This window comes from Nonomuraea sp. NPDC001684 (assembly GCF_053596515.1).
Genome location: NZ_JBSFGJ010000553.1, coordinates 1 through 5,472 on the forward strand (window position 1 = coordinate 1; position 5,472 = coordinate 5,472).

Here is a 5,472-nt window from a genome sequence, read left to right on the forward strand (position 1 = left end):
TGCTGCGGCGGCTCATGCCGGAGCAGGAGGAGGTGACGGCGCTGCTGGCGCTGTTCCTCCTGCAGCACTCCCGCCGGGACGCCCGCCGCGAACCTGGCAGCGCCGCGACCGGCTCGACACCGACGCGTTCCTGCGCGAGCGGGCCGCCAGCTACCCGGCCCTGGCCGAGCACGGCCTCGGCCACGACTGGGACGCCACCTTCGCCACGGGCCTCGGCTACCTGCTGCGCGGCATGACGCACGACGCCGGCTGAACCGCCCGCACACCGCCGTCGGCACCCGTCGCACCCCGGCGACAGGCGGTCATCTCCCGGGCTTGTGGGTCCTGGACGGGTGGCGGCCCGGCGGGGTGCCGTGCGGGTGCGACGGCGGAGTCGTCACCGGACCGGCGCTCCAGGACGGCGTCGGCGCAGGGCTGGGACGAGAGCCCCGCGAGGGCGACGCGGACGGCGAGGGGGCCGGGGTCCTGCCGGGGGAGGTGACGACGGCGCCGGGGGTGGCGCCGGGGACGGCGCCGGACGTGGTCGAGCGCGGCTTGCGCGTCCCCCGCCCGCCCTCGGGCCGGACGCCCCCAGGCGTGGAACCGGTCACGGCGGGCCCCGTGCGGACCCTGGTGGGCCGGGTCGTGGCGGTGGGGGTGAGGGGGGTGGCCGTGGCCTGTTCCGAACCCACGGCGACGGGCCCCGGCTCGCCGGAGGTCCGGCTCGCGTCGTGCGGCCAGTGCACCGGGTCGAGGCCGGGCGAGCTGAACGCGTCGCCCATCAGCGCCCCCGCCCCGGCCAGCATGAGCGTGCCGAGCAGCACCCCGGCGGCCATCAGCGCCCGCCCGCGCCGCGCGCCCCCCTCCGCCGGGGAGGAGGCGGTCCGCGTCGTCGATCGATGGGTTCCGCTCACGTACCCCGATGGTAGTGACGTGCGGGCATGGGTCGGCCCATAGCGGACGTCCAGCGAGGAAATTCAGCGCCAATCGTGATCAACAGCCGCACAACAGCCCGCGCAGCGCCGTCTCCAGGCACGGCCCGGACCGGGCGGGGACCGGCCACGGGAAGCGCACCAGCGACTCGTCCACGCGCACGGTGGCGCCGTACCGGTCGAGCTCCCACAACCACACCTCACCGGGCTGCTCGCCGAGCTGCCTGGCCACGCCCGCGGTGAGCTGCGGCCGGTGGGAGTCGTTGACGTGCGCGATCACCCGTTCGGCCGTCTCGGTGAGCGGGTCGGGGGCCGCGCCGAGGTAGTCGTCGGCGTCCAGCACGCCGGACTCCTGGCCGGTGAGGTAGACGACCTGGGCCACGTCCAGGCGCAGCAGGCGCGGGGCGTCGGGACGGCCGTACCGCTCCAGGGCGTCGAACAGGCCCTCGTCGGCGCTGTGCGCGGCCACCGCCACCGCCGCGGAGCGGGCCTGCGACTCCGGCACGGCCTCCGCCCATCCGTGCACCTCGATCATCGCCCGCGGGTGTGTCACCGCGCCGAGCTGCCGCATGGCCGTCAGGTTCACCGCGACCACGGCGTCCTCGCGCAACCCGTGCAGCGGTTCGCCGGGCCGGACCAGCAGCACCGGGCGGCCGCTCTCGTCCACGCCGCCCCGGGCGGGGGAACAGGCGCCGTCCACCGTGAGCTTGGCCGGCGTCGAGGTCGAGGCGAGAGTACGGATCCGCTCGGCGAGGGGCAACATTGAGATCACATCCACTGATAGGTTAGCCTTACCTAAGTAAGGATTACCTAACCACATCGAGGTGAACGTGCGCTACACCGGCCCGAAGGTGCGACTGTCGCGTCGCGCGGGCGTCCCGCTGACCAGGAAAGCCGTCCGCTACTTCGAGCAGCGCCCCTACCCGCCGGGCGAGCACGGCCGCAAGACCAACCGCCGCACCACCGGCGACTACGGGCTGCGGCTGATGGAGAAGCAGAAGCTGCGCTGGTACTACGACGTGTCGGAGCGGCAGCTGCGCCGCTACTGGGACCTGGCGGTGCGCAAGCCGGGCGCCTCGGGCGCCGAGCTGGTCGCCATCCTGGAGACCCGCCTGGCCTCCCTGGTGCTGCGGGCCGGCCTGGCCCCGTCGATCTACGCCGCCCGCCAGTACGTCAACCACGGCCACATCGCCGTGGACGGCCGCAAGGTGGACATCCCCAGCTACCTGGTCAAACCCGGCCAGGTCATCACCGTGCGGGAGCGCTCGCGCCGGATGCAGCCCTTCGTGGCCGCCGCCGAGGGCGTGCACGCCGACGAGCGCGTCGCGCCCTACCTGTCGGTCGACCACGCCGAGCTGCGCGTCACCCTCCTGCACCGGCCCGAGCGCGAGCAGATCGCGGTCCCCGTGGATGAGCAGCTCGTGGTGGAGTTCTATTCTCGTTAGCCGTGACTGAAGCGGGAGAGCGCCACGCGAGCTGGCTTGAGCTGTTCTTCGACCTGGTCGTCGTCGTGGCGGTCGCCCAGCTCGCCCATCGGCTCCAGCATCCGACCTGGACGAACGTCGTCCTGTTCGTGGTGCTCTACTACGCGGTGTGGAGCGTCTGGACGTCCTTGACGCTCTACTCCAACGTCCGGGCCGGCAGGACACGGGTGGGCAGCACGCCGGCACGATCATGACGGCCTGGCCGGCGGCCCAGCTCGGTGCCGGGCTGTTCCCCTGGGTCGCCTCCATCTGGGCGGACGGCTCGACGCGCTACGGCCTGTGGGCCCTCGGCATCCTGCTCGACGTGGTCTTCTCCGTCGTCAACAGCCGCCGGCCCGAGCGTTTCCTGGCCGAGATGCGCGGTCAGGCGCACCGGCTGGCCGAGCGCGAGGAGCGCCGGGTCAGGGCCGGCCGCCCGGCCCGCCCGTTGCCCAGGCCCGCCGCCGCCGTGCTCGACCCGGCCCACCTGGGGGAGCGGCTCGGCCTGTTCGTGATCATCGTGCTGGGCGAGGCGGTCATGCAGGTCGTCGTCTCGGCCTCGGGCCACTCGTGGGGGCCGGAGCTCGCCGTCGCCGCCGCGGCCGGCTTCGGGCTGATCGTCGCCCTGTGGTGGCTGACCTTCCAGTACGGCCTGACCACCGTGCCGGGGGCCGCCGAGCGCGGCCTGCCGCCGTACGTCGCGCTGCCCGCGCACTTCGCCATGACCGCCGGGGTGACGGCCACGGCGGCCGGGCTCGGCGTCGTCGCCGCCCAGCCGGCGCAGTCCCTGCACCACGGCGCCGGCTGGGTGCTGGGCGGCGGGCTGGCGCTGTACTTCGCCGCCTCGGCCGTGCTCGGCGTGGCCCTGCGCGCCGGATGGCGCTGGATCTGGGGGTGGGCGGTGCCCACCGCCCTCGCGCCGCTGGGGGTCGCCGCGCTGTCGGGGCTCGTCCCCGGGTACGTCTCGGTCACGCTGCTGCCGGCCGTGGCCCTGTGGCGGCTGGTCTACCGGCCGGGCCGGACCGGCTCCGGGCATTCCGGCCGGGTGCGCTCAGCCGGCGACGTCCTGCCGGCGTAGCTCGGCGACCTCGCGGCGCAGGGCGGCCAGCTCCTCCAGGATGCGCTGGGTGTGCAGGGTGTTGTCCTGCTCCAGCGCGGCGCGCTCCTCGGCCGACTCCTCGTCCATGGCGCTGACCACGACCGCCATGAACAGGTTCAGCACGACGAACGTGCAGACCAGGATGAAGATGGTGAAGAAGATCCAGGCCGTGGGGTGGGCGCCCATCACCTCGCGGGCGATGTTGCCCCAGTCGTCCCCGGTCATCGTCTGGTAGAGGGTGAACAGCGAGGTCGGCAGGCTGCCGAAGCGCTCGGGGGAGTCGCCGCCGTACAGCTTGGTGGCCATGACGGCGGCGACGTACAGGACCAGGGAGAGCAGCAGCACGATCGAGCTCATCCCGGGCAGGGCGCGCAGCAGCGCCGAGACCACCCGGCGCAGGCTCGGCACCACCGACAGCAGCCGCAGGGCCCGCAGGATGCGCAGCGAACGCAGGACCGACAGCCCGCCGGTCGCCGGGACCAGGGCGATGCCCACGATCAGGGTGTCGAACAGGTTCCACGGGTCGCGCACGAACGCCGAACGCTCGACGTAGACCTTGGCCAGCAGCTCGGCCACGAAGATGTAGAGGGCGGCGTGGTCGATCACGACCAGCAGGTGGCCGAACTCCCCGACGACGGCGGGAACGGTCTCCAGGCCGAGGGTGGCCGCGTTGACCAGGATGACGCCGACGACGAAGCGCTGGAAACGCCGGTCGGCGAGGAGGGCGCGGACGCGTTCACGCACGGGGGCAAGCTCCTAAAGATCGGTCATGTGCCGTTCCATGATGCAGCAACATGATCAAGGAGGTGCCTGTGGTATAAATCGCACCTGACAGTCACCGGGGCAAGGGGGCGCAAGGGGCATGTCGTATCCGAACTACGGTCCGTCCTATTACGGGCCGCCGCCCCAGAGCCACCCCAACGGCACCACGATCCTCGTGCTCGGCATCCTCAGCCTGGTGGTCTGCGGCATCCTCGGCCCGTTCGCCTGGTCGATGGGCAACAAGGCGCTCAAGGAGATCGACGCCAGCGGCTACGCCTACGACAACCGCGGCGCGGTGCAGGCCGGCCGCATCTGCGGCATGATCGCCACGATCCTGCTAATCCTCGGGGCCGCCTTCATGGTCCTCGGGCTCGGGGCCGGCATCCTGTCGGCCGTCTTCTCCAACTGAGGGCCGCACGCAGTAGTCGCCGATGCCCGACTCCAGCAGGTCGAAGGCCGCCGTGGCCTGGGCCCGCAGGTCGGGCGCGATCGTCTCCCAGCTCTCGCCGGCCAGCATCCGGGTCACCGCGTGAGTGGTGAGGATCCTGGTCGTGCCGAGGATCTGGGTGGCCACCATCTGCGGGGTCAGGTCGTCGGGATCGGCGTCGAGCTCGTCGGCCAGGGCCCGGGCCAGCGCCCGCTCCCGCGCGACGTGCAGCTCGCGCAGCTTGGCCACCAGTGACGGGCTGCCGTTGACGATGCGGGCGAACACGTCGCCGCCCTCGTTGAGGCCGTAGCGCCAGTGGCGTGAGTCGAGGGCCTCCAGGAAGTCGCGCCGGAAGGCCCGCGCCACGCTCTCGCCGGGCCGCCGCCCGCGCACCACCTGCTGCGGCAGGTCGGTCACCAGCTCCTGCCGGTCGGCGAACAGGTCCTCCTTGGTCGGGAAGTAGTTGAACACCGTGTTGACGGACACGTCCGCGGTGCGGGCGATCTCGGCCACCGTCACGGGGTCGAACCCGCGCGTCATGAACAGGCCCATCGCCACGTCCGCGATGCGCTGCCTGGTCTCCCGCTTCTTGCGCTCCCGCAGCCCCTCTTCCATGCCGTCATGATACCCAACTTGCAGTGACTCCAAAATTGTGGCTACCCTAATTTTGGAGGCGATCACATGTTGAGAACCACAGGTCTGACCAAGACCTTCGAAGGCGGCGTGCAGGCCGTCAAAGGCGTCGACATCTCGGTGGCGGCCGGCGAGATCGTCGGCTTCCTCGGGCCCAACGGCGCCGGCAAGACCACG

10 protein-coding genes are annotated in these 5,472 nt (G+C 72.3%); 6 read left to right on the forward strand and 4 right to left on the reverse strand.

The window, feature by feature from the left end; translation table 11 throughout:
• Nucleotides 1-14: 14 nt before the first annotated feature.
• The gene (locus ACWCSD_RS46825) at nucleotides 15-236 is read left to right on the forward strand and encodes a hypothetical protein (protein ID WP_449925325.1); all 222 of its coding nucleotides are present in this window, start codon (nucleotides 15-17) and stop codon (nucleotides 234-236) included.
• 66 nt (nucleotides 237-302) lie between these two features.
• Here ACWCSD_RS46825 and ACWCSD_RS46830 read toward each other — a convergent pair whose 3' ends face one another.
• Both ACWCSD_RS46830 and ACWCSD_RS46835 read right to left on the reverse strand, forming a co-directional pair.
• Complete coding sequence (locus ACWCSD_RS46830; RefSeq protein ID WP_397155933.1) at nucleotides 303-893, reverse strand: hypothetical protein; 591 nt, start codon at nucleotides 891-893, stop codon at nucleotides 303-305.
• A 79-nt stretch (nucleotides 894-972) separates the two neighbouring features.
• Complete coding sequence (locus ACWCSD_RS46835; protein WP_397155935.1) at nucleotides 973-1,674, reverse strand: DUF2470 domain-containing protein; 702 nt, start codon at nucleotides 1,672-1,674, stop codon at nucleotides 973-975.
• Between the two features lie 67 nt (nucleotides 1,675-1,741).
• On the opposite strand from ACWCSD_RS46835, the gene rpsD reads away from it, so the two are divergent.
• Genes rpsD through ACWCSD_RS46850 form a run of 3 tightly spaced genes read left to right on the forward strand, consistent with a single transcriptional unit; the run spans nucleotide 1,742 to nucleotide 3,452 of the window.
• A complete protein-coding gene (gene rpsD, locus ACWCSD_RS46840; RefSeq protein WP_358293658.1) occupies nucleotides 1,742-2,356 on the forward strand; it encodes a 30S ribosomal protein S4 in 615 nt (204 codons plus the stop codon).
• Between the two features lie 2 nt (nucleotides 2,357-2,358).
• A complete protein-coding gene (locus ACWCSD_RS46845; RefSeq protein ID WP_397155937.1) occupies nucleotides 2,359-2,589 on the forward strand; it encodes a low temperature requirement protein A in 231 nt (76 codons plus the stop codon).
• Nucleotides 2,586-3,452, forward strand: a complete 867-nt coding sequence (locus ACWCSD_RS46850) for a low temperature requirement protein A (RefSeq protein WP_449925321.1) — start codon at nucleotides 2,586-2,588, stop codon at nucleotides 3,450-3,452. The genes ACWCSD_RS46845 and ACWCSD_RS46850 overlap by 4 nt, the downstream gene beginning before the upstream one ends.
• On the opposite strand, the gene ACWCSD_RS46855 is transcribed toward ACWCSD_RS46850, so the two are convergent.
• Nucleotides 3,426-4,217 carry an ion transporter gene (locus ACWCSD_RS46855; protein ID WP_397155941.1) on the reverse strand — a complete coding sequence of 264 codons (792 nt, stop codon included), beginning with the start codon at nucleotides 4,215-4,217 and terminating at the stop codon, nucleotides 3,426-3,428. The genes ACWCSD_RS46850 and ACWCSD_RS46855 overlap by 27 nt on opposite strands.
• Before the next feature lie 118 nt (nucleotides 4,218-4,335).
• On the opposite strand from ACWCSD_RS46855, the gene ACWCSD_RS46860 reads away from it, so the two are divergent.
• Nucleotides 4,336-4,644 (forward strand): DUF4190 domain-containing protein, encoded by a 309-nt coding sequence (locus tag ACWCSD_RS46860; protein ID WP_387645201.1) that lies wholly within the window; start codon nucleotides 4,336-4,338, stop codon nucleotides 4,642-4,644.
• Here the strand turns inward: ACWCSD_RS46860 and ACWCSD_RS46865 are convergent.
• A complete protein-coding gene (locus ACWCSD_RS46865; protein ID WP_397155943.1) occupies nucleotides 4,573-5,277 on the reverse strand; it encodes a TetR/AcrR family transcriptional regulator in 705 nt (234 codons plus the stop codon). The two genes, ACWCSD_RS46860 and ACWCSD_RS46865, sit on opposite strands and share 72 nt — an antisense overlap.
• A 66-nt stretch (nucleotides 5,278-5,343) precedes the next feature.
• On the opposite strand from ACWCSD_RS46865, the gene ACWCSD_RS46870 reads away from it, so the two are divergent.
• The coding region (locus ACWCSD_RS46870) for an ATP-binding cassette domain-containing protein (protein WP_449925330.1) at nucleotides 5,344-5,472 on the forward strand (129 nt) is incomplete at its 3' end.

Coding starts and splice junctions, on each gene's coding strand:
- ACWCSD_RS46825 (WP_449925325.1), top strand. CDS start 15: ATGCCGGAGCAGGAGGAGGTGACGGCGCTGCTGGCGCTGTTCCTCCTG.
- ACWCSD_RS46835 (WP_397155935.1), bottom strand. CDS start 1,674: ATGTTGCCCCTCGCCGAGCGGATCCGTACTCTCGCCTCGACCTCGACG.
- ACWCSD_RS46850 (WP_449925321.1), top strand. CDS start 2,586: ATGACGGCCTGGCCGGCGGCCCAGCTCGGTGCCGGGCTGTTCCCCTGG.
- ACWCSD_RS46860 (WP_387645201.1), top strand. CDS start 4,336: ATGTCGTATCCGAACTACGGTCCGTCCTATTACGGGCCGCCGCCCCAG.
- ACWCSD_RS46865 (WP_397155943.1), bottom strand. CDS start 5,277: ATGGAAGAGGGGCTGCGGGAGCGCAAGAAGCGGGAGACCAGGCAGCGC.